The 25,559-nt window shown below is 61.3% G+C and carries 25 protein-coding genes and 1 pseudogene; 13 read left to right on the plus strand and 13 right to left on the minus strand.

Annotation, left to right across the window (positions count from 1 at the left end; genetic code table 11):
* Positions 1–33: 33 nt before the first annotated feature.
* The 3 genes from HJB83_RS09065 to HJB83_RS09075 all read left to right on the plus strand — a co-directional run bounded on the left by HJB83_RS09065 (position 34) and on the right by HJB83_RS09075 (position 3,773).
* Positions 34–981, plus strand: a complete 948-nt coding sequence (locus HJB83_RS09065; protein WP_207581843.1) for a substrate-binding domain-containing protein — start codon at positions 34–36, stop codon at positions 979–981.
* Between the two features lie 351 nt (positions 982–1,332).
* The gene (locus HJB83_RS09070; RefSeq protein ID WP_221131734.1) at positions 1,333–2,385 is read left to right on the plus strand and encodes a sugar phosphate isomerase/epimerase; all 1,053 of its coding nucleotides are present in this window, start codon (positions 1,333–1,335) and stop codon (positions 2,383–2,385) included.
* Between the two features lie 200 nt (positions 2,386–2,585).
* Positions 2,586–3,773, plus strand: coding sequence for a Gfo/Idh/MocA family protein (locus HJB83_RS09075; protein ID WP_207581841.1), 1,188 nt, complete (start codon positions 2,586–2,588; stop codon positions 3,771–3,773).
* Positions 3,774–3,849: 76 nt separating this feature from the next.
* On the opposite strand, the gene HJB83_RS09080 is transcribed toward HJB83_RS09075, so the two are convergent.
* Positions 3,850–4,254, minus strand: coding sequence for a DoxX family protein (locus HJB83_RS09080; protein WP_207581840.1), 405 nt, complete (start codon positions 4,252–4,254; stop codon positions 3,850–3,852).
* Positions 4,255–4,467: 213 nt separating this feature from the next.
* Between HJB83_RS09080 and HJB83_RS09085 the strand changes: the two genes are divergently transcribed.
* Together HJB83_RS09085 and HJB83_RS09090 are read left to right on the plus strand one after the other, a co-directional pair.
* Complete coding sequence (locus HJB83_RS09085) at positions 4,468–5,841, plus strand: GH1 family beta-glucosidase (RefSeq protein ID WP_221131735.1); 1,374 nt, start codon at positions 4,468–4,470, stop codon at positions 5,839–5,841.
* Positions 5,842–6,047: 206 nt separating this feature from the next.
* Entirely contained in the window at positions 6,048–8,261 is a 2,214-nt protein-coding gene (locus HJB83_RS09090) for a bifunctional diguanylate cyclase/phosphodiesterase (RefSeq protein ID WP_221131736.1), read from the plus strand.
* Positions 8,262–8,309: 48 nt separating this feature from the next.
* Here the strand turns inward: HJB83_RS09090 and HJB83_RS09095 are convergent, their stop codons facing one another.
* The 4 genes from HJB83_RS09095 to HJB83_RS09110 all read right to left on the minus strand — a co-directional run bounded on the left by HJB83_RS09095 (position 8,310) and on the right by HJB83_RS09110 (position 11,277).
* Complete coding sequence (locus tag HJB83_RS09095) at positions 8,310–9,239, minus strand: rhodanese-related sulfurtransferase (protein ID WP_221131737.1); 930 nt, start codon at positions 9,237–9,239, stop codon at positions 8,310–8,312.
* A 72-nt stretch (positions 9,240–9,311) separates the two neighbouring features.
* On the minus strand, positions 9,312–9,788 hold the full coding sequence (locus tag HJB83_RS09100; protein ID WP_207581836.1) for a VOC family protein: 477 nt from the start codon (positions 9,786–9,788) through the stop codon (positions 9,312–9,314).
* A 114-nt stretch (positions 9,789–9,902) separates the two neighbouring features.
* Positions 9,903–10,811 (minus strand): CHAD domain-containing protein, encoded by a 909-nt coding sequence (locus tag HJB83_RS09105; protein ID WP_221159549.1) that lies wholly within the window; start codon positions 10,809–10,811, stop codon positions 9,903–9,905.
* Entirely contained in the window at positions 10,789–11,277 is a 489-nt protein-coding gene (locus tag HJB83_RS09110; RefSeq protein WP_221116605.1) for a CYTH domain-containing protein, read from the minus strand. The genes HJB83_RS09105 and HJB83_RS09110 overlap by 23 nt, the downstream gene beginning before the upstream one ends.
* A 153-nt stretch (positions 11,278–11,430) precedes the next feature.
* Here HJB83_RS09110 and HJB83_RS09115 point away from each other — a divergent pair, with 153 nt between their 5' ends.
* The 4 genes from HJB83_RS09115 (at position 11,431) to HJB83_RS09130 (ending at position 13,894) form a co-directional block, all read left to right on the plus strand.
* Positions 11,431–12,069 carry a 2-dehydro-3-deoxy-phosphogluconate aldolase gene (locus HJB83_RS09115; protein ID WP_207581833.1) on the plus strand — a complete coding sequence of 213 codons (639 nt, stop codon included), beginning with the start codon at positions 11,431–11,433 and terminating at the stop codon, positions 12,067–12,069.
* Between the two features lie 113 nt (positions 12,070–12,182).
* A complete protein-coding gene (locus HJB83_RS09120; protein WP_207581832.1) occupies positions 12,183–12,902 on the plus strand; it encodes a tellurite resistance TerB family protein in 720 nt (239 codons plus the stop codon).
* A 93-nt stretch (positions 12,903–12,995) separates the two neighbouring features.
* Positions 12,996–13,691, plus strand: a complete 696-nt coding sequence (locus HJB83_RS09125) for a GNAT family N-acetyltransferase (protein ID WP_207581831.1) — start codon at positions 12,996–12,998, stop codon at positions 13,689–13,691.
* Complete coding sequence (locus HJB83_RS09130) at positions 13,688–13,894, plus strand: hypothetical protein (RefSeq protein ID WP_221131738.1); 207 nt, start codon at positions 13,688–13,690, stop codon at positions 13,892–13,894. Before HJB83_RS09125 ends, HJB83_RS09130 begins: the two co-directional genes overlap by 4 nt.
* A 2-nt stretch (positions 13,895–13,896) precedes the next feature.
* Here HJB83_RS09130 and HJB83_RS09135 read toward each other — a convergent pair whose 3' ends face one another.
* The 3 genes from HJB83_RS09135 to HJB83_RS09145 all read right to left on the minus strand — a co-directional run bounded on the left by HJB83_RS09135 (position 13,897) and on the right by HJB83_RS09145 (position 16,624).
* Positions 13,897–14,973 (minus strand): nickel/cobalt transporter, encoded by a 1,077-nt coding sequence (locus HJB83_RS09135; protein WP_207581829.1) that lies wholly within the window; start codon positions 14,971–14,973, stop codon positions 13,897–13,899.
* A complete protein-coding gene (locus HJB83_RS09140; RefSeq protein WP_221116608.1) occupies positions 14,967–15,608 on the minus strand; it encodes a DUF1007 family protein in 642 nt (213 codons plus the stop codon). Before HJB83_RS09140 ends, HJB83_RS09135 begins: the two co-directional genes overlap by 7 nt.
* Before the next feature lie 122 nt (positions 15,609–15,730).
* A complete protein-coding gene (locus HJB83_RS09145; protein ID WP_207581827.1) occupies positions 15,731–16,624 on the minus strand; it encodes a LysR family transcriptional regulator in 894 nt (297 codons plus the stop codon).
* Between the two features lie 528 nt (positions 16,625–17,152).
* On the opposite strand from HJB83_RS09145, the gene odc2 reads away from it, so the two are divergent.
* The 3 genes from odc2 (at position 17,153) to HJB83_RS09160 (ending at position 20,394) form a co-directional block, all read left to right on the plus strand.
* On the plus strand, positions 17,153–18,286 hold the full coding sequence (odc2, locus tag HJB83_RS09150; RefSeq protein WP_207581826.1) for an ornithine/lysine decarboxylase: 1,134 nt from the start codon (positions 17,153–17,155) through the stop codon (positions 18,284–18,286).
* 94 nt (positions 18,287–18,380) lie between these two features.
* Positions 18,381–18,971, plus strand: a complete 591-nt coding sequence (locus HJB83_RS09155; protein WP_221116611.1) for a GNAT family N-acetyltransferase — start codon at positions 18,381–18,383, stop codon at positions 18,969–18,971.
* A gap of 265 nt (positions 18,972–19,236) precedes the next feature.
* Entirely contained in the window at positions 19,237–20,394 is a 1,158-nt protein-coding gene (locus HJB83_RS09160) for a GGDEF domain-containing protein (protein WP_207581824.1), read from the plus strand.
* 33 nt (positions 20,395–20,427) lie between these two features.
* On the opposite strand, the gene cysE is transcribed toward HJB83_RS09160, so the two are convergent.
* The 5 genes and pseudogenes from cysE to HJB83_RS09185 all read right to left on the minus strand — a co-directional run bounded on the left by cysE (position 20,428) and on the right by HJB83_RS09185 (position 24,873).
* Positions 20,428–21,246 (minus strand): serine O-acetyltransferase, encoded by an 819-nt coding sequence (gene cysE / locus HJB83_RS09165; protein WP_207581823.1) that lies wholly within the window; start codon positions 21,244–21,246, stop codon positions 20,428–20,430.
* A 109-nt stretch (positions 21,247–21,355) separates the two neighbouring features.
* Positions 21,356–21,861: pseudogene (locus HJB83_RS09170) on the minus strand (GNAT family N-acetyltransferase).
* Between the two features lie 6 nt (positions 21,862–21,867).
* Positions 21,868–22,857 carry a WD40 repeat domain-containing protein gene (locus HJB83_RS09175; protein WP_221116613.1) on the minus strand — a complete coding sequence of 330 codons (990 nt, stop codon included), beginning with the start codon at positions 22,855–22,857 and terminating at the stop codon, positions 21,868–21,870.
* The gene (locus HJB83_RS09180) at positions 22,857–23,939 is read right to left on the minus strand and encodes a GTP-binding protein (RefSeq protein ID WP_207581821.1); all 1,083 of its coding nucleotides are present in this window, start codon (positions 23,937–23,939) and stop codon (positions 22,857–22,859) included. The genes HJB83_RS09175 and HJB83_RS09180 overlap by 1 nt, the downstream gene beginning before the upstream one ends.
* A gap of 145 nt (positions 23,940–24,084) precedes the next feature.
* Positions 24,085–24,873 (minus strand): creatininase family protein, encoded by a 789-nt coding sequence (locus HJB83_RS09185; protein WP_221131739.1) that lies wholly within the window; start codon positions 24,871–24,873, stop codon positions 24,085–24,087.
* A gap of 85 nt (positions 24,874–24,958) precedes the next feature.
* On the opposite strand from HJB83_RS09185, the gene HJB83_RS09190 reads away from it, so the two are divergent.
* On the plus strand, positions 24,959–25,471 hold the full coding sequence (locus HJB83_RS09190; RefSeq protein ID WP_207584377.1) for a MarR family winged helix-turn-helix transcriptional regulator: 513 nt from the start codon (positions 24,959–24,961) through the stop codon (positions 25,469–25,471).
* Positions 25,472–25,559: the final 88 nt, after the last annotated feature.

Raw genomic sequence — 25,559 nt, forward strand, 5'->3', positions numbered from 1 at the left:
GAAAAGTCCCTGAAATTATTGGGAGGAAATAGCATGCATAGATTGATGTTGGGCCTGGCGGTTGCGGCGGTGACGTTCGCCGGCGCCGCTCACGCCGAGGACAAGAAATTCACCATCGGCGTCTCCATTCCGGCCGCCGACCATGGCTGGACGTCGGGCGTGGTGTTTCATGCCGAGCGCGCCGCCAAGTTGTTGATGGCCGAACATCCCGGTCTCAACGTCATCGTCAAGACCTCGCCGGACGCTGCCAGCCAGGCAAACGCCGTGCAGGATCTCGATACACAGGGCATCGACGCCCTCGTCATCCTGCCGTCGGATCCGGATCCGCTCGTCAATGCCATCAAGGAAGTCAAGGGCAAGGGCAAGTTCGTCGCCCTCGTCGACCGCGCGCCGTCAAGCAACGACAACTCCGTGCGCGACCTCTATGTCGCCGGCAATAATCCGGCTCTCGGCGAAGTCGCCGGCAAGTACATCAAGGACACCACGCCTGATGCGCAGGTCGTCGTCATCCGCGGTCTGCCGATCCCGATCGACCAGCAGCGCCAGGACGGCTTCGACAAGGGCATTGCCGGCTCGAACGTCAAGGTTCTCGACCGCCAGTACGGCAACTGGAACCGCGACGATGCCTTCAAGGTCATGCAGGACTACTTGACCAAGTACCAGAAGATCGACGTCGTATGGTGCCAGGACGACGACATGGCCGTCGGCGTTCTGCAGGCAATCGAGCAGGCCAAGCGTACCGACATCAAATACGTCGTCGCAGGCGCTGGCTCCAAGGACATGGTGAAGAAGGTCATGGACGGCGACAAGCTGATCCCGGTCGACGTCCTCTATCCGCCGGCAATGGTCGGCACGGCAATGGAGCTGACGGCGGCGGCACTCTACGATCAGGTCCCGGTTCACGGCAGCTACATCCTCGACGCGACGCTCGTCACCAAGGACAATGCCAAGGACTTCTACTTCCCGGATTCTCCGTTCTGATCCATCGACTGGAGACATGCGCCCATTCGAAAGGATGGGCGCATTTTTAATGCGTCGATCCAGGGTACAGCCGAAAATGCTGCACGTACCTCTTGTCCGCCAAAGCCCACCGTGATTAGCTCGCGCCATTCGCTTCCGGCCTCGCGCCAAATCCGCTGGCTACTGCATAATTCCTTAAATCGGAATCGATTTAAGGATAAAATTATGCAGCGATCCTAAGTGTTACAGCGTCCTTTGCGCGTCTTTTCAGACGCGCGGCGCTGTAAGGTAAGGAGGCGCCTTGCGCCCGCCAAATTGCGTGCTACAACACTTCAGAAACGTTTACGGTCGATATTCAGGGAGGAATCTGACATGAAGACGATCAAAGGCCCCGGCCTATTCCTTGGCCAGTTCGCGGGCGATACCGCTCCTTTCAACTCGTGGGACGCGATTACCAAATGGGCGGCCGACATCGGTTACAAGGGCGTCCAGGTGCCGACCTGGGCAAGCCAGCTGATCGATCTGAAGAAGGCCGCCACGTCCAAAGATTATTGCGACGAATTCGCCGGCAAGGCCCGCGAAAACGGCATCGAGATCACCGAACTCTCCACCCACCTGCAAGGCCAGCTCGTCGCCGTTCACCCAGCCTATGACGAAGCCTTCGACGGATTTGCCGCACCCGAGGTGCGGGGCAATCCGAAGGCGCGCCAGGAATGGGCGGTCGAGCAGGTCAAGATGGCGCTGACGGCCTCGAAAAACCTCGGCCTCAAGGCGCATGCGACCTTCTCTGGCGCGCTCGCCTGGCCGTTCATCTATCCCTGGCCGCAGCGTCCTGCCGGCCTGGTAGAGACCGCCTTCGACGAACTCGCCCGCCGCTGGACGCCGATCCTCGACCATGCGGATGAGAACGGTATCGACGTCTGCTACGAGATCCATCCGGGCGAGGATCTGCACGATGGTATCACCTTCGAGATGTTCCTGGAGCGGGTGAAGAACCATCCGCGCGCCAACATGCTCTACGATCCCTCGCACTACGTCCTGCAGTGCCTCGATTATCTCGACAATATCGACATCTACAAAGACCGCATCAAGATGTTCCACGTCAAGGATGCGGAGTTCAATCCGACCGGCCGCCAGGGCGTCTATGGCGGCTATCAGGGCTGGGTGGAACGGGCCGGCCGCTTCCGCTCGCTCGGCGACGGCCAGGTCGATTTCGGCGCGGTGTTCTCGAAGATGACGGCCAATAATTTCGACGGCTGGGCCGTGGTCGAATGGGAATGCGCGCTGAAACATCCGGAGGACGGCGCCCGCGAAGGGGCCGAATTCGTGGCCGCCCATATCATCCGCGTCACCGAAAAGGCCTTCGACGATTTTGCCGGCAGCGGCACCGACCAGGCGGCGAACCGGCGCATGCTGGGGCTCTAAGACATAGGGCGTGCTGCGAGGCTGCCCCTCACCCTAACCCTCTCCCCGTTCTGACGGGGAGAGGGGACCTGCCCACATCAAACGGTAGAGAGTGGCGAGGGACATAGCGGCATCGTCCTTCTCCCCGCCTGCGGGGAGAAGGTGGCGGCAGCCGGATGAGGGGCGCATCCGCACCAAGTTTTAAATTTCAGGAGGACAGAATGGCAATCGAAGCATCATCGGAACAGACCCGCGAGCCGCGGATCCGCCTCGGCATGGTCGGCGGCGGCGCCGGCGCGTTTATCGGTGCGGTGCACCGGATCGCGGCACGCATCGACGATCAGTACGATCTTATCGCCGGCGCGCTGTCGTCGACGCCTGAAAAGGCGGTTCAGTCAGGCCGCGATCTCGGCCTCGATCCGTCGCGGACCTATTCCAGCTACCGCGAGATGGCGATCCGCGAGGCAAAGCTGAAGAACGGCATCGAGGCGGTGGCGATCGTCACGCCGAACCATGTACATTACGACGCCGCCAAGGAATTCCTGAAGCGCGGCATCCATGTCATCTGCGACAAGCCGCTGACATCGAACCTTGCTGACGCGAAGAAGCTGAAGAAGATTGCCGACGAGAGCGGCGCGCTCTTCGTGCTCACGCATAATTACACCGGTTATCCGATGGTCCGCCAGGCGCGCGAGATGATCGCGAACGGCGAACTCGGCGATATCCGTGTCGTCCAGGCCGAATATCCGCAGGACTGGCTGACTGAGGCGGTCGAGCAGACCGGCCAGAAGCAGGCCGCCTGGCGTACCGATCCGGCACAATCCGGCGTCGGCGGCTCCACAGGCGATATCGGCACGCATGCCTATAATCTCGCCGCCTTCATGTCAGGCCTGGAGCTCGACAGTCTCGCTGCCGATCTCGACAGTTTCGTTCCCGGCCGCCGGCTTGATGACAACGCCCATGTGATGCTGCGCTTCAAGGCCAAGGGCTCGGAGAAGCCGGCCAAGGGCATGCTCTGGTGCAGCCAGGTGGCGCCCGGCCATGAAAACGGCCTGATGGTCCGCGTCTACGGTTCCAAGGGCGGGCTGGAATGGACTCAGAAGGACCCGAACTACCTCTGGTACACACCGTTCGGCGAACCGAAGCGGCTGATCACCCGGGGCGGCGCCGGTTCGGGCGCGGCTGCCGGCCGCGTCTCGCGCGTGCCGTCTGGACATCCGGAGGGTTATCTCGAAGCCTTCGCGACGATCTATACCGAAGCCGCGCATGCGATCAATGCCCGCAAGAAGGGCAAGGCCGTCGACAAGGCAGTGGTCTACCCTACTGTCGATGACGGTGTGAAGGGTGTGGCCTTTGTCGAGGCTTGCGTCGCCTCTTCCAAGAAAAACGGCGCATGGGTCAAGGTCTGAATCTGCCGATCCGCGTCGCCCAATGAAAAACGCCGAGGCGAGCTCAAAGTCGCCTCGGCGTTTTTGTTTATGGTGATTAGGCTGCGGCCGTGCGGCCACGCTTCAGCAGGTTGTCCACGCTCAACGGTCCTGCGCCTGCCGCCACCAGATATAGAAACACGAAGCAGAACAGGATTGCCGCGACGCCGCCGTTCTGCGCGGGGTAGATGCCTTTCGGCGCATGCCCGATGAAATAAGCGAAGGCCATCAGGCCGGAGAGCACGAAGGCTGCGATACGGGTCTGGAATCCCACCAGGACCAGGAAGCCGAGGGTGAGTTCGATAAGCCCGGCAATCCAGGAGAGCGAGCCCGCGGCCGGCACGCTTGCCGCAACCGGAAAATGCAAAATCTTCTGCGTTCCGTAGCTGAAAAGTACAAGTGACGAGACGATGCGCAGCAGGCTCAGCAGATGAGGCTGCAGCAGATGGACCGAAGAGAGCATGGGATTCCTTTCACATTTGTGATGCCATTTCCCGTGTAAGGATCGTGGCCTCAACAGCAAGTCACGCCTGCTGACATTGCCGTTATGAGTGCGGGCAGACGGGAAGAGGGGACTTCCTGCAACGTTGCAGTTTTTCTCGCTGCCAGCCTGTACTTTGCCTTCACGCTTGGCTAAATCCCGCGCAAACGGCCAACCTAGAGATAGGATTTTAAGATGATCGATCCGCAGAAACTCGCACAGCGCTTCCCCGGCGACTTCACCTTCGGCGTCGCCACCGCCGCCTTCCAGATCGAAGGGGCCAGCAAGGCCGACGGCCGCAAGCCATCGATCTGGGATGCCTTTTGCAATATGCCCGGCCGCGTCTATCATCGCGACAATGGCGACGTCGCCTGCGACCACTATAACCGACTGGAGCAGGACCTCGATCTCATCAAGGAGATGGGCGTCGAAGCCTATCGCTTCTCGATCGCCTGGCCGCGCATTATCCCCGACGGCACGGGTCCGGTGAATGAGGCCGGTCTCGATTTCTACGATCGGCTGGTCGACGGCTGCAAGGCGCGGGGGATCAAGACCTACGCGACGCTCTACCACTGGGATCTGCCGTTGCTGCTCGCCGGCGACGGCGGCTGGACGGCGCGCTCGACCGCCTATGCGTTTCAGCGCTATGCCAAGACGGTGATGAACCGCCTTGGCGATCGCCTCGATAAGGTCGCGACCTTCAACGAGCCCTGGTGCATCGTCTGGCTGAGCCACCTCTACGGCATCCATGCTCCGGGCGAACGCGAAATGCAGGCCGCCCTTCACGCCATGCATTATATGAACCTCGCCCACGGCCTCGGCGTCGAGGCGATCCGCTCGGAAGCCCCCGATGTGCCCGTCGGGCTTGTGCTCAACGCCGCTTCGATCATCCCCGGCTCCGACAGCCCGACCGATCTTGCAGCCGCCGAAAGGGCGCACCAGTTCCACAACGGCGCCTTCTTCGATCCGGTCTTCAAGGGCGAATATCCGAAAGAATTCGTCGAGGCGCTTGGCGACCGCATGCCCGCCATCGAGGACGGCGACATGAAGCTCATCAGCCAGAAACTCGACTGGTGGGGTCTGAATTACTACACGCCCGAGCGGGTCACCGACGATGCCGAACGCAAGGGCGATTTCCCGTGGACGGTGAAAGCGCCGCCGGCAAGCGACGTCAAGACCGATATCGGCTGGGAAATCTATGCGCCGGGATTGAAGCTCCTGATCGAGGACCTCTACCGCCGGTACGAACTGCCGGAATGCTACATCACCGAGAACGGCGCCTGCGACAACACCGATATCATCGACGGCGAGGTCGACGATAGGATGCGTCTGGATTATCTCGGTGACCATCTCGATGTGGTGGCCGGTCTGATCAAGGGTGGTTACCCCATGCGCGGCTATTTCGCCTGGAGCCTGATGGACAATTTCGAATGGGCCGAAGGCTACCGCATGCGCTTCGGCCTCGTCCATGTCGACTATCAGACCCAGGTACGCACAATAAAACAGAGCGGCAAATGGTACCGCGAACTTGCTGCCAAATTCCCGAAGGGCAATCACAGGCCGGGTTAGCGCCGTCGGCCTGATATAGGCGCCGGTTTGGAGTCTATTGCGTCTCATTTAAGCTCTCCGGCGCGGCACGGCGAGTCGATGCTGCTTGCCGTCATTTCGCGATGGCAATCCAGGCAGAAAAATAGATCGTTCGAAACCTGCAACAGCCGGTTGCTTAAACGTTTTTGAACCCTTGGCTGGCAAAGTCTGACGGTCAGGGAGCCGTAATGCAGACAGCCGGAAAGCCGCAGAGCAAGGGATTGGGAATAGGCCGTCACATTGCCGTTACGGGCGTGCTTTTTTCCTTTGCCGTCATCGTCGCAATCGTCACCGTCATGGTGCTGACGGCGCTTGAACGCGTGGCCGAAAATGCCAATCTCCTCGATGATGAGCGCTCGCGCGAAACGACGATCGGGGCGTTGAAGACTTTCGAGGACCAGCTTGGCGCGACACTCGACGATTACGCTGCCTGGGACGATGCCGCCGTCAACGTCTATTCGCCCGATGGCATGGCCTGGACGGTGAGCAATTACGGCGAGATGTCGGTCAACAGCGCGCTTTTCGACATGGCGATCATCATCGATGACGGGAAGACGCCGATCATGGCCTATCGCGACGGCAAGCCGATGGAAGAGCCGCTCGCGGATTTCTTCGCGCCGTCGCTCTGGACCCTGTTCGAGACGGCGAAGACGGCCGGCCCGGCCGGTACGCCCCAAGCGGTCGGGTTCGTCACCACCAAACGCGGTGTCGCTGCTGTCGGCGTCGCATTGGTGCGGAAAAAATCCGGCGCGCTGGATGTGCCCGCCGGCCAACACCGCTATCTCGTTTTTGCCCGCCATCTCGACAATGACCGGGTGGCGGCGCTCGGCCAGACCTATGTCATCGGCGGGCTGAAGCTGGCGTCGGCGAGCTTCGAGGCCGATTATTTCGTACCGATCGTCGATCCGGCCGGGGGAACGCTCAAAAAACTCGTCTGGACCTCGCGTTCACCGGGTGATGTCGGCTACGCACAGGTGCGGCCGATGGTCCTGCAGGCGCTCGGCCTCGTCGGTCTGTTCTTCGTGGTGTTGCTGGTCATCGGCTGGCTTGCCGGCCGCCGGCTGAAGGCCGAGGAAAACAGCGCCCGCGAGGAGGCGCTGCGTGACCGGCTGAGCGGTCTTTCCAATCGCGATGGTCTCGGGCTTGCCGTCGACCGCTTCGTCGTCGAGGCGCGCCAGTCCAAGCGCAACGTGCTGCTCCTCTATCTCGACCTCGATGGCTTCAAGGAGGTCAATGACAGTTATGGCCACGGCACTGGCGACCAGTTGATCCGCGCGGTTGCGGCCGGTCTCGACGTGCTCATTCCGCAAGGCGCAGTTCTCGCCCGGATCGGCGGCGATGAATTTGCGATCGCCTTTCTCTCCGACAGCGAGAATGCCGCCGCACTGCAGCTTGCCGAGCAGATCCTCGATTTTCTTGTCGAGCCGCTGGAGATCGGTCGCCGCGTTGTCGTCGTCGGCGCAAGCATCGGCATCGCCATGTCGCCTTGCGGCATGATCGAGCGTGAAGAACTGGTGCGCCGCTCCGACCTTGCCATGTACAAGGCGAAGGAGGCCGGCCGCGCGCGGATGATGCTCTACGATCCGTCGATGGATGCGGATCGAGAGCAGCGCAATGCGCTGGAACTCGATCTCCGGATGGCCATCGAGAGCGGCGACCTGACGCTGGCCTACCAGCCATTGATCGATGCGGTCTCCCATGCGCCGACCGGTGTCGAAGCACTGGTACGCTGGAACCGTCCGGGTCACGGGCCTGTTTCACCAGAGGTATTCATCCCGATCGCCGAGACCAGCGGTCTCATCGAATCGCTCGGCCTGTTCGTGCTGCGAAAGGCCTGCGAGACAGCCAAGCAATGGCCGGAACTCAACGTCTCGGTCAACGTCTCGCCCGGCCAGTTCCGCAATCCCGCCTTTGCCGACTATGTGCGCTACGTGCTGAAACAAACGGAAATCGAGGCCGGCCGTATTACGCTCGAGATCACCGAAGGCTACATGATTCAGAATCCGCAGCGTACCCGCCAGTCGATCGACCGGCTGAAGGCGCTGGGGGTCAAAGTGGCGCTCGACGATTTCGGCTCCGGTTTCTCCTCGATCGGTTATCTCAGGCAGTTCGGTTTCGACCGGATCAAGATCGACCGCTCGCTGGTCATGGGTGTCAACGAGGACAAACGCCAGCGCGAGATGCTGCAGGCGACGGTGGCGCTTGCCCGCTCGCTCGACATTCCGGTGACGGCCGAAGGCATCGAGACCGAGGAGCAGGCAATCGCCATGCGCCTCTTCGGCTGCGATTGCCTGCAGGGCTATCTGTTCGGAAAGCCGGTGACGGCCGAGCTTATCACCGAGATGCTGAACGAGCGACGCGCAGCGGAGCCGGCGGCCCGGCGCCGCATCGGCGCAGCCTGACCGGCAACGCCTCCCTCAGGCAGCGAGGCTGATCCCCTGAATATCGGCTCAGCTGCCGATATGCCGCTGGCCGCGCTTTCGTGCGAGGGCGATCTGGTGCTGCCGCTGACGATAACGCAGCCGGTCTTCTTCCGTCCGCGTGTTGTAGCAGTGGCTGCAGGAAACGCCTTCCTCGTAGTCCGGCGAGGTGACTTCCTCTGAAGTGATCGGGTTGCGGCAGGCGTGGCATAGCCTGTGTTCGCCTTGCTGCAGCCCATGCTCGACGGACACGCGTTCGTCGAAGACGAAGCAGGCGCCATCCCAGAGACTTTCCTCCTGCGGCACTTCCTCGAGATATTTCAGAATGCCGCCCTTCAGATGATAAACCTCGTCGAAGCCCTCAGCCTTCATGAAGGCGGTTGCCTTCTCGCAGCGTATGCCGCCGGTGCAGTACATGGCGACCTTCGGCTTGTTGTGCAGGCCGGGATTGTCGCGCACCCAATCGGGAAATTCGCGGAAAGTCTTGGTCTTCGGGTCGAGCGCGCCGCGAAAGGTGCCGATTGCCGTTTCGTAGTCGTTGCGGGTGTCGATGACGATCGTATCGGGATCGGAAATCAGCGCGTTCCAGTCCTTCGCCGCGACATAGGTGCCGACCACCTTGTTGGGGTCGATGTCCTCGACGCCCATGGTGACGATTTCCTTTTTCAGCTTCACCTTCATGCGCAGGAAAGGCATTTTCAAGGCGCGGCTTTCCTTATGCTCCAGGCTTGAAAATTCCGGCTGGGCGCGCAGGAATGAAAGCACGGCGTAAATGCCGGCATCCGGGCCGGCGATCGTCCCATTGATACCCTCATGCGCCACAAGCAGCGTCCCCTTGACGCCGTTCTCCTCGCAAAGCGTCTGCAGCGGGCCGTGCAGGCTGGCAAAGCGCGGCACGGAAACGAAATGGTAGAGTGCGGCCACGAGGAACGGGCTGATGGGTGTGAGGCTGTCGGTCATCGAGCGGAAATACAGAAAATCGGCGGCTCGCGCAATTGCCTTCGCCGGTTGGCGGCCTTGGCGGTCGAACGACTATGCTCGTGCCTGCCATTCGGAAAACGGCCGCACGCCGAAGCTTCGGTCGGGGATGTCGTCGAGAAGGCTGATGAACTCGATCGAGTGTCCGTCCGGATCCTTGAAGTAGATCGACAGCGCCGGCATCCACCCGAGAACCACCGGCTCCGTCACCGGTTCACCAGTAAAGCCGAGTGGCTCAACACCTTTTGCCTTGAGTATGGCGGGCGCCTGCAGCACGCCGTCGGCGGTCATGCGGAAGGCGATATGCAGCCGCATCTTCAGGGGGCCGGTTCCGGTTTCCCAGAGGCCAAGCATACCGGTCTTCCTGTCGTCTACCCAGAGGAAAGCCACTTTGCGCTCCTCGAATGAGGCCGCCGGTTTGAGCCCGACGACATCGCGGTAGAAATCGGTGGAGGTCTTGAGATCGGCAACGGTCAGATGGGTCTCGTAGAGTCCGAGCACCATTGGCATCGCGGCGTTTTCGGCGGTCATTTCTTCCTCACGGGTCAGGGCTCTGCTTGTTTGACCAACGGAGGCTAGGACCTCAAGATTGGTCGAGGTCAATAGATTTACCTTGGGAAATTTCAGATGCGCCGGCGTAGCCTCTCAACCGTCGGCCGTCAGCCAGAGAAGCTCGATGCGTTGCGCTTCCTCGTCGGGATCGTCGGCGAAGACGGTTTTGGCTTTGAGAAGCGCTTGTCGCCGGTCCTCCTGCTGGCGAAAGATGATGGCGTCGAGCAGATGGGCGAGGTCGTCATTGCGGGGGAAGAGCTGCGGCTCGGCCTCGACCAGTTCGGAGAGCACGGCAAGATCGTGAATGTGGCCGAGATCCTCGGCGAGCTCCTTGGCCGCATCGCGCTTGGCCTTCATCGCGCCGGGCCAGACGTCGCGCAAAAGGCCGTGATAAAGCTGATAGTCGTAGGTGCGTTTGCGCAGATCGTGGAAATCGTCGGCCGATGCCTCGCCGTGGCAAGCTGCGAGTGCTGCCTTGGCCTTCCCAGCGGTGCGGCGCCAGCACTTTGCCAGCATGCGGGCATTCTTGCGGTGGCCGCCATCAAAGGAGACTGCATCCAGGGCGGTGATCGCCTCCTTCAGGACGTCGGAGGTTTCCTTCAGCCGCCGTTCCAGGCCGCTTTCGGCTTCCACCATCCAGTCACGGCGGCCTTCGAGAATCGTGACGATACGGACGAGCGCCTCGCTCTCCTCGTTCCCGCGGGCTGCATGCTGCAGATATTGCGCCGTGCCGATGAGGGCGGCAGCGTCGCGGATTGCAGACAGCGACTGCGCGGCATCGCGCAGCCTGGCGTTTTCGAGGCTCTGAAAATCCGGCACCTTGCGAGCCACGAGGCGGTAGAGCGAACGCAATCGTTTCAGATTCTTGCGGAAGGAATGGATCGCCTTATGTGCGCCGTCCGGCCGCTCCTCCAGAATCATGACGGCGCGTTCCAATTGCTCAGTCGCGACGCTGCGGAACTCGTCGGTAAAATCGGCGTCAGGCCGAATGCGATAGCCCATGCCTGTCGTGCCCATATTCTGTGGCGAGGGCCTGGTTGGAATAGCGGGAATCGCCGGTCACTTCGCGGCCGAGCCAGGCGGGCAGAGCCGGATCGTCGGTTTCCGCCGTCATCTCCACCTCGGCGATCACCAGCCCACGATGCTCGCCGGCAAAGACATCGACCTCCCAGACGAAGCCTTCGTGCGGAACCCGGTAGCGCGTCTTCTCGATGACGATGCCGATGGCGTTCTGCAAAAGCTCTTTGGCATCGGCGATTGGGATGTCGTATTCGAATTCGTCGCGGGTGATGGCGCTGCGGCCGATCTTGATCGTCAGTTTCGCCTTCCTGTCGTCGAGGATACGCACGCGGACGGAACGATCGTCCATCGAGGCGATATAACCCTGCTTCAGGACAGACTTCGTCTCGACGGCGGAACGCCATCCATCGCTGCGTACGAGAAACTTCCGCTCGATCTCTTTCGCCATATCGGTGAACCTTTTGTGACGATTGCGGCACGGTAGACCAATTTCCACGCATTTCCTACCCATCTTGTCATGTGGTCTGGTTTTATCTCGACAAGGTTCGACGGGGGCGTTATTCGGGGACGAATTCAATCGTTTCAAGGAGGTCGCGCGACCATGGGCGAGAAAACAGAGAAGCTCCTTTCCATCCTGAAACTCCAGCCTGTCGTTCCGGTCTTGATCGTCGACGATGTGAAATCGGCGGTGTCGCTGGCCCGCGCGCTCGTTGCGGGCGGTCTGAAGGCGATCGAGATCACCATGCGCACGCCGGCGGCACTCGAGGCCGTACGCGCCGTCGCCGCTGAGGTCGAGGGCGCCGAAGTCGGCGCCGGCACGATCCTCAATGCCGCTCATTGGGAAGCCGCCGTCGAGGCCGGTTCGAAATTCATCGTCAGCCCGGGCACGACGCAGGAACTGCTTGATGCCGCTGCCGATTCCGATGTGCCGCTGCTTCCCGGCGCTGCGACCGCCAGCGAAGTCATGGCGTTACGCGAAGAAGGCTACCAGGTGCTGAAGTTCTTCCCGGCGGAGCAGGCCGGTGGCGCGGCCTTGCTGAAAGCGCTCTCTTCGCCGCTTGCCGGCACGCTGTTCTGCCCGACCGGCGGCATTTCGCTGAAGAACGCCAATGACTATCTCTCGCTGCCGAACGTCATCTGCGTCGGCGGCTCCTGGGTGGCGCCGAAGGAGCTGGTCGCAGCCGGCGACTGGGCGGGGATCACCAAGCTCGCGGCAGAAGCGGCGGCGCTGAAGGCCTGAGGTCGGTAGGCGGCGGGGAGCGTCACGCTACAACCCCGCTCAACCCCATATTTGTATTCCAGCCGTCGCAAACCTATGTACGCTTCCAGCCTCAAACAGGGAGATGACGAGGAATGTTCGACGCAAGGAAGCTTCTCGACCAGTTCTTGGGTTCGCAGGTGCCGGGTCTCGGCGGTTCGGTCCGCGACAGGGCGGGTGATGCGGTCCAGACGGCCAGGAACAACCCGCTGGCGACCGGTGCGATCGCCGCCGCGCTTCTCGGCACCAAGACCGGCCGCGGTATTGCCGGCAATGCACTGGCGATCGGCGGGCTTGCCGCCATTGCCGGCCTCGGCTATCAGGCCTACAAGAATTACCAGGCGGGGCAAGCGCCCGCAGCCCCTTCGGATGCACCCTCGGCAAACAATCCGGTTCTCCTGCCGCCGCCTGTCGAATCCGGTTTCGGGCCGACGTCACCAGCCGGCAGCAATGAATTCGTGCTGGTGCTGATCCGCGCGATGATCGCCGCGGCCAAGGCCGACGGCCATATCGACGATGCCGAACGCGCCCTGATCATGGACAAGGTCAAGGCTGCCGATGTCAGCGGCGAAGCCGCCGCCTTTATCGAGCGCGAACTTGCGTCGCCGACCGATATCGATGCGCTGGTGGCCGCCGCGACGACGGAAGAACAGCGCGTCGAACTCTACACCGCCTCGCGGCTCACCATCGAGCCGGATTCGCGCGCCGAGCGCGGTTATCTCGATCTGCTTGCCGGCAGGCTCGGCCTTGCCGACCAGTTGGTCGATCATATCGAGGCGACGGTCGCCTCCGCCAAGGTTACCTTGTCCCAGTGATGGGGTCCCAGTGATTGGGTCACAGTAACAAGTCGGCCGGTTGCCTTTGTCGGGCGGCTGGCCTATCCACTCTTCGGATAAAGGGGAGTGAACATGCGCGATCTTGCAAATTTCAAGGGCTGTCCGGCGCCGAAGCCGGTCACACTGAAGGGCCGTTTCGTCACCGTCGAACCCTATCGGCGCGCCGAACATCTCGAAGCGCTGTGGGACGGGCTTGGCGGCATGGGCATCAACCCGTTGCTTCTCTATTTTGCTCAAGACGACTTTTCCGGTATCGAGGATTTCGCTAACTGGCTGGAAACCGTCTATACCAAGTCCGGCTGGCTCACCCATATCTTCCGCGACAATGCCACCGGCAAGATTCTGGGGATGGCGAACTACATGCGCGCCGACCCGGCAAACGGCGTGGTCGAAATCGGCGGGGTAGCGCATGGGCCTGAGATGAAGCGTTCGCCGCTGTCGACCGAAGTGCATTATCTGATGGCCAAGCATGTCTTCGAGAATCTCGGCTACCGCCGCTACGAATGGAAATGCGACAATAACAACGAGGCGAGCAAGACGACGGCCGCCCGTTACGGCTTCAGCTTCGAAGGGGTCTTCCGCCAGCACATGATCTCCAAGCGTCGCAACCGTGACACTGCCTGGTTCTCGATGATCGACACGGAATGGCCGCTGATCAACGATGCCTTCGAAACCTGGCTTTCGCCGGAAAATTTCGACGCGGCCGGCAACCAGATCCGCCGCCTGCAGGATATTCGTGCCGATCTGGAAAAGGAAAGGCTCGCGTGAGCCCGGAGAGCCGCTCGCAGGCCATTGCCGCCGCCGCCATCCTGTTCGGCGCCGGCCTGGTCATCTATTTCCTGCCAAGCATCGTTCTGTGGATCGGCAATTTCTCGCCGATGCTCGGCATCGCAGTCGGCGCCTGCCTGATCCTGGCGTTTTTCGCGGTCTTCTGGCTACGAGCGCGCTATCAGCGGAGCAGGGGAAAGTAGGCCTATCCCTGCAGCGATGCCGCGAGCAGCAGGGCGCCCATCAGCATGACGAGCACGGCGCCGAGGATTTCGATGGCATTGCCGATCCAGATCGAGGCGGTCGAGCCGCGCCCGGAGAGGCGCACAGCGGCACTCTTGGCGGTTACTGCAAGCGTGGCAAGCAGCGAAACGGTAATCGCCGTGCCTAGCGACATGGCGGCGACCGACAGCACGCCGCCGAGATAGAGCCCGTTCAGCATCGAGAAGGTCATCACCAGCAATGCGCCGGAGCAGGGGCGAAGACCGACGGCGACAATCGCCGACCAGGCCTCGCGGGCGCTGAACCTGTCGCCGGCGAGCAGGGCCGGATCAGGCACATGGGCATTGCCGCAGGTTTCGCAGGCCATGCCGGGAACGAAGGTATGGCCCGCGTCGACAGGCTGCGCCTTGCCGTTGAAGGCATAGGCCTGGCGTTCGGCTGCATTGTCCTTCCAATCGAGCATTATGCTGACCGGACCGGCTGGCGTCGCCACCAGACGGCGGCGCGGCATGTTGCCCGCCATCGAGCGCAGTTTGCGAAATAGCAGCCAGCCGCCGAAGAGGATGACCATGACGAAGCTTGCGATCTCCATCGCATGGGTCGCCGCCGTCAATGTGATGCCGGTGCCGCGCAGCACCAGCCAGGCGCCGCCAACCAGCGCCACTGCCACCACGCCCTGGACGAAAGCCGAAATGAAGGAAATCACCACGCCGCGTTTCAGCTCGATCTCGTTGGCGATCATGTAGGAGGAGATGACCGCCTTGCCGTGGCCGGGGCCAGCGGCATGGAAGACGCCATAGGCGAAGGAGAGGCCGATCAGCGATGTTAGCTGCCACGGGTCTTGGCGCATGCCCTTTAATGCGCCGGTCAGCGCCCGGTAGAAGGCCTGCTGCTCATAGTTCACATAGAGCAAGAGCGGTGCGAGCGGCCCGCCGGTCGGCTGAAAGCTCGGCTCCGCCGTGCCGATGCCGAGCGGCGATTGCGCATGGACAAGGCTTGCCGCCGTCAGGAGCGTCAAGGCAGCGGCGGAAAAGATGAAGGGCAGGCGTTTTGTCAGCATGTGACCTCCAGCCGGGTGGCGAAGAGCTTGGACATGTTGGTGCCGGTGGGATCATTGAAGAAGGCGTCCGTCAGCGACTGCTTGTTCTGCGAGATCACCTGGTCGGCATCGGGTCGCACCACCTGACGCTTGCAGGCCTTGAAGCCGTCGCCGACGATTGCCAGTTCGTCGTCGGTGGGAAAGTCGATTGAGGTGTAGAGCGTCGGGTCGTAGACGCCAAAGGTGAGCCTGCCCTTAAGCGGCATCTTCTCCGCCGGCTTGACCGCGAAGAACATCAGGAGCTGGCCGTCCTTATAGTCGACATGGATGATGTCGGGCTTCTGAACGGTGATGTTCTTCCCGTTGATGGTCAGGTTCATGTAATAATCGTATTCGGAAAGCGACTGCTTCACCGTTTTCCCGACCTCCGCGAGTTCGTTCGGCTCCAGCTTCAGGTCGGTGTTCTTGTCGAAATCCATGACCACTGAGGAAGAGAAGACTTCGTCGAAGCGCCAGACGTTGCGCAGTTCCTCGATGTTGCCATCCTTGTCGGCCACGACCTCGAGGCGGGCCTCCACGAAGATGTGTGGATGGGCAAGGGCGGCGGCCGGCGCCAGTGAAGCAAGCGCGGCCATCAGTATCGTCGAATATCTCATCTATCCCGCTGCCCTGTTCGGTGACCCTGACTTCTTGCCAGAAATTGGGACGGAATTGGGACCGGATTCCCTACTGGATTCAGATAGCCGCGGGTCGCGATGTCGCATCCGCAAGGCCGGCGCTACGGATGTTTCTTGAACCAGTTGTTGAGGTAGTCGACGAAGATCCTCACCTTGGCCGGCAGGTAGCGGCGGTGCGGATATACGGCATAGATGCCGCGGTCGGTCGGGATATAGTCATTGAACAGTGTGACCAGTTCACCGCTCTCGATTGGCTTGCGAGCGATGAAATCCGGGATGAAGGCAATACCGATGCCGGTGAGCGCGGCGCGCAATGTCGCATGCGGACTGTTGACCTCTATCGGCCCGGAAACGGCGACGGCGAACGAGGTGTTGTCGGGGTTGTGGAAGCGGATGCTCGCCTGGGTGCGCGCATTGGTATCGACGATGAAGGGGACGTTGGAAATATCGGTGGGATGCTCGATGTTGGGATAGCGCTCGAGAAATTCCGGCGTGGCGCAAAGATGGATCCGGAAATCGGAGATCTTGCGGGCGATCATGCCGGAATCCTCGAGCTTGGTGATGCGGATCGCCACGTCGAAGCCTTCCTCGATCAGATCGACAAACCGGTCGTCGGCGGCGATCTCCAGCGAAAGGTCCGGATTCTCCTTGGCAAAATCGATCAGCGACTGGCCAACATCGGCATCGACGAAGGTGCGCGGCACTGAGATGCGAAGCCGTCCTTTGAGTTGCGCATTGTTTTCGCGCACGAGATCGGCGAGGTTGTCGATCTCCTTGAGGATATCGGAGGCGGTGCGGTAATAGGTATGGCCGGCCTCGGTCATGGAGAACTGCCGGGTGGTGCGGTTGAGGAGCAGCGCGCCGAGCTCATCCTCCAATTCGCGCACATATTTGGAGAGCAGCGCCTTGGAGCGGCCGGTGCGCCGCGCGGCGGCGGAAAAGCCTTCGGCTTCGACGACATCGATGAAAGCACGTATGCGGGTCAAGGTATCCATGGACGTCCCTTACGCTGTTTCGGAATGTTGAACAAATCGGCTCGTTTTGTTCAATTATTTTTTTGGCCCGCGATCAAAAAATCGCTTGATTATGAAGGCGAATATTCTTATTTCCACATCAGCCCAAAGTCGCACGTGCCCATGGGTGTCCGCCGAACCCTCGAATTGGTGAGGAAATCGGTAAGGTACCTGGAATTAACCCCTCCAGTCGCTATTCCGGCCAACCGGAAAATGCGAGGACGCCTGAAGCAACGACGGTGCGGGCCTTTTTGTTCTCTCCCTGCTTTCCATCAGCGGGGGTTACTGAAGAGGCACACCATCATTGCCGGAAGTGCGGTTGGGATTCTCCCTCCAATCCATGGCAGACAAAGCCGAACTTACACCGCATGGCGGCGTTGGTTCACTATCTGCGCATCGAGCGCTTGCTATGGTTCCGGGGTCTCCACCGGCTGGTTCCAATGCGGGTTCTCGTATGCCCTTTGTCCTCCGGTTCATGCCGGAGCTCTGGAACTGGAAGAGGGAATCGATATGACCACCCAGCGCATCCGCGACTTTCTCGCAACCCGACGTCCCGACGGTCCCTGCCTCGTGGTTGACCTCGACGTCATCAGTGACAATTTCCACGCTTTCCGTCACGCAATGCCGGACAGCGCCATCTACTACGCCGTCAAGGCCAACCCGGCCCCCGAAGTGCTGAAGCTGCTTGCAGGCCTCGGCTCCAATTTCGATTGCGCATCCGTTGCCGAAATCGAAATGGCGCTCGAAGCCGGTGCGACAGCCGCTCGCATCTCCTTTGGCAATACGATCAAGAAGGAACGCGACGTTGCCCGCGCGCATGCGCTCGGCGTCAGCCTCTTTGCTGTCGACAGCCACGAGGAAGTCGAGAAGATCTCGCGCGCCGCTCCCGGCGCCCGTGTCTTCTGCCGCGTGCTGACGGATGGCGAAGGCGCCGAATGGCCGCTGTCGCGCAAGTTCGGCTGCGTCCCGCAGATGGCTGTCGACGTTCTCGTCTACGCCCATCAGCTTGGCCTGCAGTCCTACGGCGTCTCGTTCCATGTCGGTTCGCAGATGACCAAGGTCGATGCCTGGGATTCGGCGCTTGCTGATGCCAAGCGCGTCTTCGTATCGCTTGCCAAGCAGGGCATCCACCTGCAGATGGTCAACATGGGCGGCGGCTTCCCGACCAAGTACCTGCGCGACGTTCCGTCCGCAGAAGCTTACGGCAAGTCGATCTACCAGGCACTGCGAACGCATTTCGGCAACCAGATCCCGCAGACGATCATCGAGCCGGGCCGCGGCATGGTCGGCAATGCCGGCGTCATCAAGGCGGAAGTCGTGCTGATTTCGAAGAAGTCGGACAATGACGATGCCCGCTGGGTATTCCTCGACATCGGCAAGTTCGGCGGTCTCGCCGAGACGATGGACGAAGCCATCCGCTATCCGATCCGCACGGATCACGACGGCGACGAGATGGAGCCCTGCGTCATCGCCGGCCCGACCTGCGATTCGGCCGACGTGCTCTACGAGAAGAACCTCTATCCGCTGCCGATCTCCCTTTCGATCGGCGACGAGGTCCTGATCGAAGGCACCGGCGCCTATACGACGACCTATTCGGCCGTCGCTTTCAACGGTTTCGAGCCGCTGAAGGCCTACGTCATCTAAGATCGTTTCCGCCGGCCCCGTAACCAGCCGGGGCGGCAAATTCACAATTTTCCTTCATCGCCGCTGATAACGGTATTGGGTACGGGAGGCCAAGATGGCCGCTGTTCTTGATTCTGTCCGCGCATTCTTTGCGCCTACCACTTTTGCCATCGACGCCGAAAATCCCTCGGATGTCGTAGCCCGCGAGACCTTGCTCGACCGCGTCATGGGCGCCGATCGCCGCAAGAAGTCGTCGGAAAAGATCCGCCGCAACCGCATTCCGGCCGAAGGCCTGGCGCTGGTCGCGCGCGATCGCGACGGCCATGTCATCGGCTCGGTGCGGCTCTGGAACATCGAGGCCGGCGTCAATGACGAGGGCACGCCGATTAATGCGCTGCTGCTCGGTCCGCTCGCCGTTGCGCCCCATCTCGGCGGCAAGGGCATCGGTTCGGCGCTGATGCGCGCGGCGATCCTCGAAGCCAAGAAGCGCGGACATGGCGCCGTCCTGCTCGTCGGCGATGCTGCCTATTACGAGCGTTTCGGCTTTTTTGCCGAGAAGGCTCGCCATCTTGTCATGCCGGGTCCGTTCGAACGCTCGCGCTTTCTGGCGCTCGAGTTGACGGAAGGCTGGCTCGACGGCGCGGCCGGCATGATCGTCCCCTCGGGGCGCATGCTGGCTGGCGCGCCGGTTCGCCGCGCAGCCTGAAGCAACAGCCGGTCGGGTCGGACTCGTTCCGCCTAGCCGGCAATATCCGCGCCGTTTGATCATGGAGGCAGGCGGGCCTGCCGTGATTGCGGCGCGGATTATTCTTTTGGGTACCGCGGCGCATGGTTACCGGGATGCCCTGTGAAGATGCCAACACAATCGCCTGCAGCAGGGAAAAACCCGTAATCGTTAAACTTTTAGCGAAGCCCCCAATCAAACCGCAAAACGCTTCCTGTACGTTCCCCGAGAATTTCGGGAAAGCGTCATGCTGCTGGATCTCAGGACAATCTATTTCATTGTGGCCGTGAGCTGCTTCGTGCAGGGCATGCTCCAGCTTGCAGCCTATGCGACCGGCCGCTTCGAGAGGTGGCCGCTGTGGTGGGGCCTGAGCAACATTCTTGTCGGCCTCGGTTCTTTCCTCGTCGCCTTGCGCAATCTCGTTCCCTACTCCGTCTCGATCGACGGCGGTAACGTGGTGACCATCGCCGGCTACATGCTGATGTTCTTTGCCGTGCGCGTCTTTTCGGGACGAGCGCTCGAGCAGCGCTATTTCTGGCTTGCCATCGTTCTCGTCAGCGTGCCTGTCGCACTTATTGTCAGAGATCCTTCGGCAGTGTCGGCGAGGCTTCTCTATGTCTCCGTCATTTGCTGCCTCTGCGACCTTGCCGTCGCAAGGGAGGCAATCCGTATTGCCCGGTGCGAGAGGCTGTATTCGGCAGCCCTGCTTGTCGGCCTGTATGTTTGCACTGCCTCGATCTTTGCGGTTCGCAGTCTTCTTGCGGCGACCGGCGAAATCGGCGGGCCGGATCCATTCGGCAGCAGTGTGGTCCATAGCTGGATGGCGGTATCGGCGGTTGCTTTCATCATGCTTCGCAGCATGGCCATGGTGCTGATGGCCGCCGAGCGCAGCCGAAATCAGCTGACTGAACTCGCCCACCGCGACCCGCTGACCGGCGCGCTCAATCGCGGTGGCCTTGCCCAGCATCTGCCTACTCTCGGTTCGCAGCCGGTATCGCTGCTCATCATCGATATCGACCATTTCAAGCAGTTGAACGACCGGCATGGCCACGCCGCCGGCGACGATATCCTGCGGCTTTTCGCCAGCGTTTCGAGAGGCATCATGCGCTCGGACGATCTGCTCGCCCGTCAAGGCGGCGATGAGTTTCTTGCCGTGCTGAAAAATGTCTCCCTCGAAGATGCTATGGTGATTGCCGATCGCATCCGTCTCGCCTTCGCCGCCGCCGTGATGCAGTGCCCCGATCTGGCCGTCTTTCCGACCCTGAGTATCGGCGTTGCCGCGTGTGGGCAAAACGGCGGAGATTTTGAAAGGCTGATTCAGAAGGCGGATGAGGCACTCTATCGTTCGAAACGCGAAGGCCGCAACCGGGTCGAAGCCTTCGGAGAAACGCACCAAGCCGCGTAGGAACGGCGCGAACTCGCCCATCTCAAAGTGATCCTAGATATTCTGGTCCATCGTCTCGGCCGGGATTTCGTCGGCGCGGTGGACGCGCACGAGCGTTGCCGGCACGCCGGCGACCGTGCAATGCTCCGGAACCGGCTTCAGCACGACGCTGCCGGCGGCGACCTTGCTGAAGGCGCCGATTTCGATATTGCCGAGGATCTTGGCGCCCGCGCCGATCATCACGCCGTGGCGGATTTTCGGGTGGCGATCGCCAGTCTCCTTGCCGGTGCCGCCGAGCGTGACATTCTGCAGGATCGATACCTCATCCTCGATCACCGCCGTTTCGCCGATGACGATGCCCGAGCCGTGATCAAGCATGATGGAAGCGCCGATCCGCGCGGCCGGATGGATATCCGGGCCGAAGACTAGCGAGGCGAGATTGGCGAGCCAGCTGGCGATCTCCGGTCGGCCGGCGTTCCAGAGCGCGTGGGCGATGCGGTGGGTCTGCAGCGCATGAAACCCCTTGAGGTTCAGGAGCGCGTGCAGAAATGTCGTGCAGGCCGGATCGCGCTCACGCACGGCAACAAGATCCGCCTCGATCTTCCGCATGATATCATCATCAAGCATGGACAGGATGAGATCGAACAGATCGCCAGTTGCCACCTGCGTCGCGGACAGCCGCGCGGCCAGCACATGGGCGATGATTTCTTTGTTGCCTGCAGCATTGGTTATTTGCACCGCAAGCAATTGCTGCAAAATCGGCTCGCGTCCGGCAAGCGCAACTGCCTCGGCGCGGATGACGGCCCAGACGGATGCGCCGTCCGAAGGCTGCGACTGTTGCTCGGCCAAACCGAGGTCGGTCGATTTCGACATTCCCGTTTCCTCTGTCCGAGGCGGCGCAAGACGCCGCCTGCGCGGGGCACATATTTGGCCAGCCAAGACATTTGGCATGCCCGCCACTTTGCGGCGTTAGTCCGTTATTCTAGCCGCCAGACGGTTGCAGGCCGGGCATCAGCTCCGGAAGCCTGCGCCAATAATAGAGCACATCCGGCTCTCTTTCCTCATTATCAGTACCGTCGGTCTCCTCCTCGGCGGCAAAACCGTGTCGTACCTAGAACGCCCGTGCGCCGGTATTGCGCTGAAACGGCCAGAGCCTGATCTTGTCCATTTCCTGCTTGGCACAGCCGAGGAGCAGAGAGCCGGTGCCCAAACCCTGGAAATCCGGGAGAACGTAAAGCTGCTCTATCCAGCCGTCGCCATAGGCGATGACACCGACGAGCCGGTTTTCCAAGGCGGCGCCAAGGATCGTGCAATTCGGCAGCAGATGCATGCGCCAGTACTGTTCTTCCTCTTCGGGCGTATGAAGATCCGGCAGCCAAGGCAGTCGTTGCCGCAGGGAGACACGCCTGATTCCGGCTACGGCTTGCATGTGGTCGGCGGTGAGCGTCACGACTTCAGGCCCGATAGGATATCGTCCGTTGCCGCCAATGTGCGTCAAGCCGAAATATCGATGACGCCGCAGTCGCCGGCTTCGGAAGCGAAGGCGAGCAGCTTGCCGTTCTTGCTCCAGCTCATCGCTGTGACGGCGCCTTTGCCGGGGCGGCGCAACAGCGCCTCCTTGCTGTCGGCGATGCGGACGGCCAGAATCATGCCGTCGATGAAGCCGATGGCGAGGATATCTTCGAGCGGATGGAATTTCACCGCGGTTGCCATGATATTGGCGCGAGTGCCGAGTTCGAGCGGCGCCTTGCCCATCGGCCCGTCCTTGCCCTGGAAGGGCCAGACGATGGCGGCCGGCGCGCCAGACGAGGCGAGCCATTTGCCCTTGACCGACCAGGAGAGCGATTTGACCTTGGCGGGGTAGCCGGTCATGCGCATGTGGCGGGCTTCGGAGCCCGGCTTGCTGTCGAGTTTCCAGCCGTGAAGCGCGTTTTCCTGCATCGAAGTGACGAGGAAATTACCGTCCGGCGAAAAGGTGACGCCGGTATGCGCACCCTTCCATTCGAGATCGACTGGTTTGGCGGTCGTGCCGATCCAGTGCAGCGACACGCCGTTATACCGCGCGGCCGCGATGCGCAGGCCCTTCGGCGCAAAGGCAAGGCCCTCGACCGTGCGCTCCTCTGCAAATTCCTTGGTCGTCCCGTCGGCAAGGCGCACGAGCGAACTTTTGCCGTAGGAATAGGCAATGGCCCCTTGCGGGCCGGCCGCGACCTGCGAGATCCACTTGCGCGGCGCGGTGGCGAGTTCGCTGACGCTGCCGTCGGCTGAAATGCGCAGCACCTTGCCATCCTCGCCGCCCGAAATCAGGCTCTCGCTATAGGGATCGCGGATGGCGGTGAGCATGCCCTGATGGGCTTCAGAAACCCTGTCGCCGCCGTCCAGCCGGTGAAACGTGCCGTTGGCGCTGGCGAAGAAGGGGACATCACCTAAAAATTCGACGGCCAGAACGTGGCCGTCGAGATCAAGCGGTGCAACTGTCGGCATCAGGCGGCTGCCTCGCAGGCCTTGAAGGAAGCTTCAAGCTTCTCACGGTCGAGATCGCGGCCGATGAAGACGAGACGGCTTTCGTGTTTTTCGCCTTCCTTCCACGGCCGCTGGTGATCACCTTCGATGATCATGTGCACGCCTTGGACGACGTACCGCTCGGGATCATCCTTGAAGGCGATGATGCCCTTGAGGCGGAGAATGTTCGGTCCCTGCGTCTGGGTGACCTTCTGGATCCAGGGGAAGAAGCGCTCCGCGTTCATCTCGCCGCCGCGCAGCGATACCGACTGCACCGTCACATCATGGATCGCCGACATGGCGCCATGGTGATGATGCTCGTGCCCGTGGTGATCATGATCGTGATCGTGATGATGATGGTCGTGATCGCAATCCGGGCCGCAGACATGGTCGTCATGGCCGTGCTCGAGGAAATGCGGATCGTTTTCGAGCGCGCGCTCCAGGTTGAAGGCGCCCTGATCGAGCACACGAGCGAGGTCGACGCCGGAGCGGCTGGTCTTATAGACGCGGGCGGCCGGGTTGATGGCGCGGACGATGTCCTCGATCACATCAAGTTCTTCAGGAGTCACGAGGTCGGTCTTGTTGATGACGACGACGTCGGCGAAGGCGATCTGGTCTTCGGCCTCGCGGCTGTCCTTCAGACGCAGCGGCAGGTGCTTGGCGTCAACCAGGGCGATGACGGCGTCGAGCTCGGTCTTGGCGCGCACATCATCGTCCATGAAGAAGGTCTGGGCGACCGGCACCGGATCGGCAAGACCGGTGGTTTCGACGATGATGCCGTCGAAGCGGCCGGGACGGCGCATCAGGCCTTCGACGACGCGGATCAGGTCGCCGCGCACCGTGCAACAGACGCAGCCATTGTTCATCTCGTAGATTTCTTCGTCCGACTCGACGATCAGGTCGTTGTCGATGCCGATTTCACCGAACTCATTGACGATGACCGCATATTTCTTGCCGTGATTTTCGGAAAGGATACGGTTGAGCAAGGTCGTCTTGCCGGCGCCGAGATAACCGGTAAGCACGGTAACGGGAATGGGCTTCTGGGTGGGAATCGCGTCGGTCATGAGAACCTCTAGGATTAGGCGTGCGGCCGAGTAGCTTCAGATCGGCTGCTTGAATGGTTGGTCTCATATAATGGCATGGGCGCGGCAGTTCAAAGGGTTTTATAATGTTATAAGATCACATCATCCGTCAGGCCCAGATGGCCATTCACCGGAGCTGCGTGACATCGAAGGCATCGACATCTTCCAGCAATTCCACCAGTCCCTTGACCGCATGCGCAATCAGCGCCTCGCCCTTTTCAGCCGTCGCCGCCGCGGCGTTGCCCGTCACGCCCTCTGCGTTGAGATCCGACATCTTCCAGCCGAAGGCGTGCGGCCCATAGGCGCGCAGATGCTTGAAACGCCTGGCAAATTCACTCTGTCGCGAAGGGAAATCCGCCGCTTTCGTCATATCCACCCTGCCCGGATGAAGCGCCAGCATCACCGAGGTCTCGATATCGCCGCCATGGATGCCGACCGCCTTTTCCTCCGGCGGGATGACGCCATCGGGCAGGCCGAAGCGGGTCCAGCTCGTCGCCACCGCCAGCATGGCAAAGCGAACCCGCGCCTCGGTCGCGACAATGGTCATGATGGGCGAATTGCCGCCATGAGCGTTCAACATCACCAATTTGCGGATGCCCTGCTTCGCCAAGCCTTCGGCGATTCCGAGCCAGCGGTCCACCGCTTCGCCGAAGGCAAGCGTCTTCGTTCCTTCAACATTCATATGCTCTATGGAATAGCTGACGGATTCGGCGGGCAGGAATGTGACGGGAAGGCCAGCCGGTAGGGCCATCCTCAATCGCCTGGCGATGCCTTCCGCAATCAGCGTGTCGGTTTCGAAGGGCAGATGCGGGCCGTGCTGTTCATGAGCGCCGAGCGGCAGCACGGCGATCAGGCGACGCACGTCAACGGCAGAGGCCGGGTCGCTGTCTTCGAAACGGGGCGAAGGCGTCATCATCCAGTCGTTGCCTCTTGTTTATGACGAGATCCTGGGCAATGTCATATCGCAGCGGCGCCAAGGCTTAAAGATCAAAGGGATGGCTATGGGAAAGAAGCAGAAGGACGGCAAGAAGCACAAGTCCAAGAAGAAGGACAAGACCGAGTATACGCTCGTCGACCTCTCTCCAGCGCTCACCCAGGCGGCTCGCTCCATGCGCACGGTGCTTTCGCGCAACCTTCTCGAAAGCGGGCTCTATGCCGGCCAGGACGGCGTCATCCACTCGCTTGCCGAGAGCGACGGCATGACGGCCGGCGGCCTTGCCCAGAAACTCGGCGTCAAGGCGCCGACGATGACGCGCACGATCGGCCGCATGGAGGCGCAGGGCTTCCTCGAGCGCAAGCCCGACGCCGAGGATGCGCGCCTCACCAAAGTCTATCTCACCGAGCTCGGCCGTGGCAGCGTGCAGGGGATCGAGATGGCGGCCGCGGCCTGCGACAGGCTGGCGACGCTGGAATTCTCCGAAAAGGAAATCCGCAATCTCGTCCGCCTGCTGAAGGCGATCGATGCCAATCTGCAGGCCGAAGCTCTTCATATCGAAGATCCGGATGAAGACTGAAATTTCGCAGAAAGACGAATTGCTTCCACCGATTAAATCTTTTAATTAAACATTTTAAGGGCCACGCCGGTTTTCCGGCGGCTCTTGC

It is taken from the genome of Rhizobium sp. NZLR11 (assembly GCF_019685115.1).
GTDB lineage: Bacteria > Pseudomonadota > Alphaproteobacteria > Rhizobiales > Rhizobiaceae > Rhizobium.

Excerpts from the sequence above, each read along its gene's own strand:
- HJB83_RS09075 (WP_207581841.1), top strand. The coding sequence starts at position 2,586 with ATGGCAATCGAAGCATCATCGGAACAGACCCGCGAGCCGCGGATCCGC.
- HJB83_RS09190 (WP_207584377.1), top strand. The coding sequence starts at position 24,959 with ATGGGAAAGAAGCAGAAGGACGGCAAGAAGCACAAGTCCAAGAAGAAG.
- HJB83_RS09180 (WP_207581821.1), bottom strand. The coding sequence starts at position 23,939 with ATGACCGACGCGATTCCCACCCAGAAGCCCATTCCCGTTACCGTGCTT.
- HJB83_RS09080 (WP_207581840.1), bottom strand. The coding sequence starts at position 4,254 with ATGCTCTCTTCGGTCCATCTGCTGCAGCCTCATCTGCTGAGCCTGCTG.
- HJB83_RS09135 (WP_207581829.1), bottom strand. The coding sequence starts at position 14,973 with ATGCTGACAAAACGCCTGCCCTTCATCTTTTCCGCCGCTGCCTTGACG.
- HJB83_RS09110 (WP_221116605.1), bottom strand. The coding sequence starts at position 11,277 with ATGGCGAAAGAGATCGAGCGGAAGTTTCTCGTACGCAGCGATGGATGG.
- HJB83_RS09095 (WP_221131737.1), bottom strand. The coding sequence starts at position 9,239 with ATGACCGACAGCCTCACACCCATCAGCCCGTTCCTCGTGGCCGCACTC.
- HJB83_RS09175 (WP_221116613.1), bottom strand. The coding sequence starts at position 22,857 with ATGCCGACAGTTGCACCGCTTGATCTCGACGGCCACGTTCTGGCCGTC.
- HJB83_RS09155 (WP_221116611.1), top strand. The coding sequence starts at position 18,381 with ATGGCCGCTGTTCTTGATTCTGTCCGCGCATTCTTTGCGCCTACCACT.
- odc2 (WP_207581826.1), top strand. The coding sequence starts at position 17,153 with ATGACCACCCAGCGCATCCGCGACTTTCTCGCAACCCGACGTCCCGAC.
- HJB83_RS09185 (WP_221131739.1), bottom strand. The coding sequence starts at position 24,873 with ATGATGACGCCTTCGCCCCGTTTCGAAGACAGCGACCCGGCCTCTGCC.
- HJB83_RS09105 (WP_221159549.1), bottom strand. The coding sequence starts at position 10,811 with ATGGGCTATCGCATTCGGCCTGACGCCGATTTTACCGACGAGTTCCGC.
- HJB83_RS09065 (WP_207581843.1), top strand. The coding sequence starts at position 34 with ATGCATAGATTGATGTTGGGCCTGGCGGTTGCGGCGGTGACGTTCGCC.
- HJB83_RS09140 (WP_221116608.1), bottom strand. The coding sequence starts at position 15,608 with ATGAGATATTCGACGATACTGATGGCCGCGCTTGCTTCACTGGCGCCG.
- HJB83_RS09160 (WP_207581824.1), top strand. The coding sequence starts at position 19,237 with ATGCTGCTGGATCTCAGGACAATCTATTTCATTGTGGCCGTGAGCTGC.
- HJB83_RS09085 (WP_221131735.1), top strand. The coding sequence starts at position 4,468 with ATGATCGATCCGCAGAAACTCGCACAGCGCTTCCCCGGCGACTTCACC.
- HJB83_RS09115 (WP_207581833.1), top strand. The coding sequence starts at position 11,431 with ATGGGCGAGAAAACAGAGAAGCTCCTTTCCATCCTGAAACTCCAGCCT.
- HJB83_RS09100 (WP_207581836.1), bottom strand. The coding sequence starts at position 9,788 with ATGACCGCCGAAAACGCCGCGATGCCAATGGTGCTCGGACTCTACGAG.
- HJB83_RS09145 (WP_207581827.1), bottom strand. The coding sequence starts at position 16,624 with ATGGATACCTTGACCCGCATACGTGCTTTCATCGATGTCGTCGAAGCC.
- HJB83_RS09090 (WP_221131736.1), top strand. The coding sequence starts at position 6,048 with ATGCAGACAGCCGGAAAGCCGCAGAGCAAGGGATTGGGAATAGGCCGT.
- HJB83_RS09125 (WP_207581831.1), top strand. The coding sequence starts at position 12,996 with ATGCGCGATCTTGCAAATTTCAAGGGCTGTCCGGCGCCGAAGCCGGTC.
- HJB83_RS09070 (WP_221131734.1), top strand. The coding sequence starts at position 1,333 with ATGAAGACGATCAAAGGCCCCGGCCTATTCCTTGGCCAGTTCGCGGGC.
- HJB83_RS09120 (WP_207581832.1), top strand. The coding sequence starts at position 12,183 with ATGTTCGACGCAAGGAAGCTTCTCGACCAGTTCTTGGGTTCGCAGGTG.
- cysE (WP_207581823.1), bottom strand. The coding sequence starts at position 21,246 with ATGTCGAAATCGACCGACCTCGGTTTGGCCGAGCAACAGTCGCAGCCT.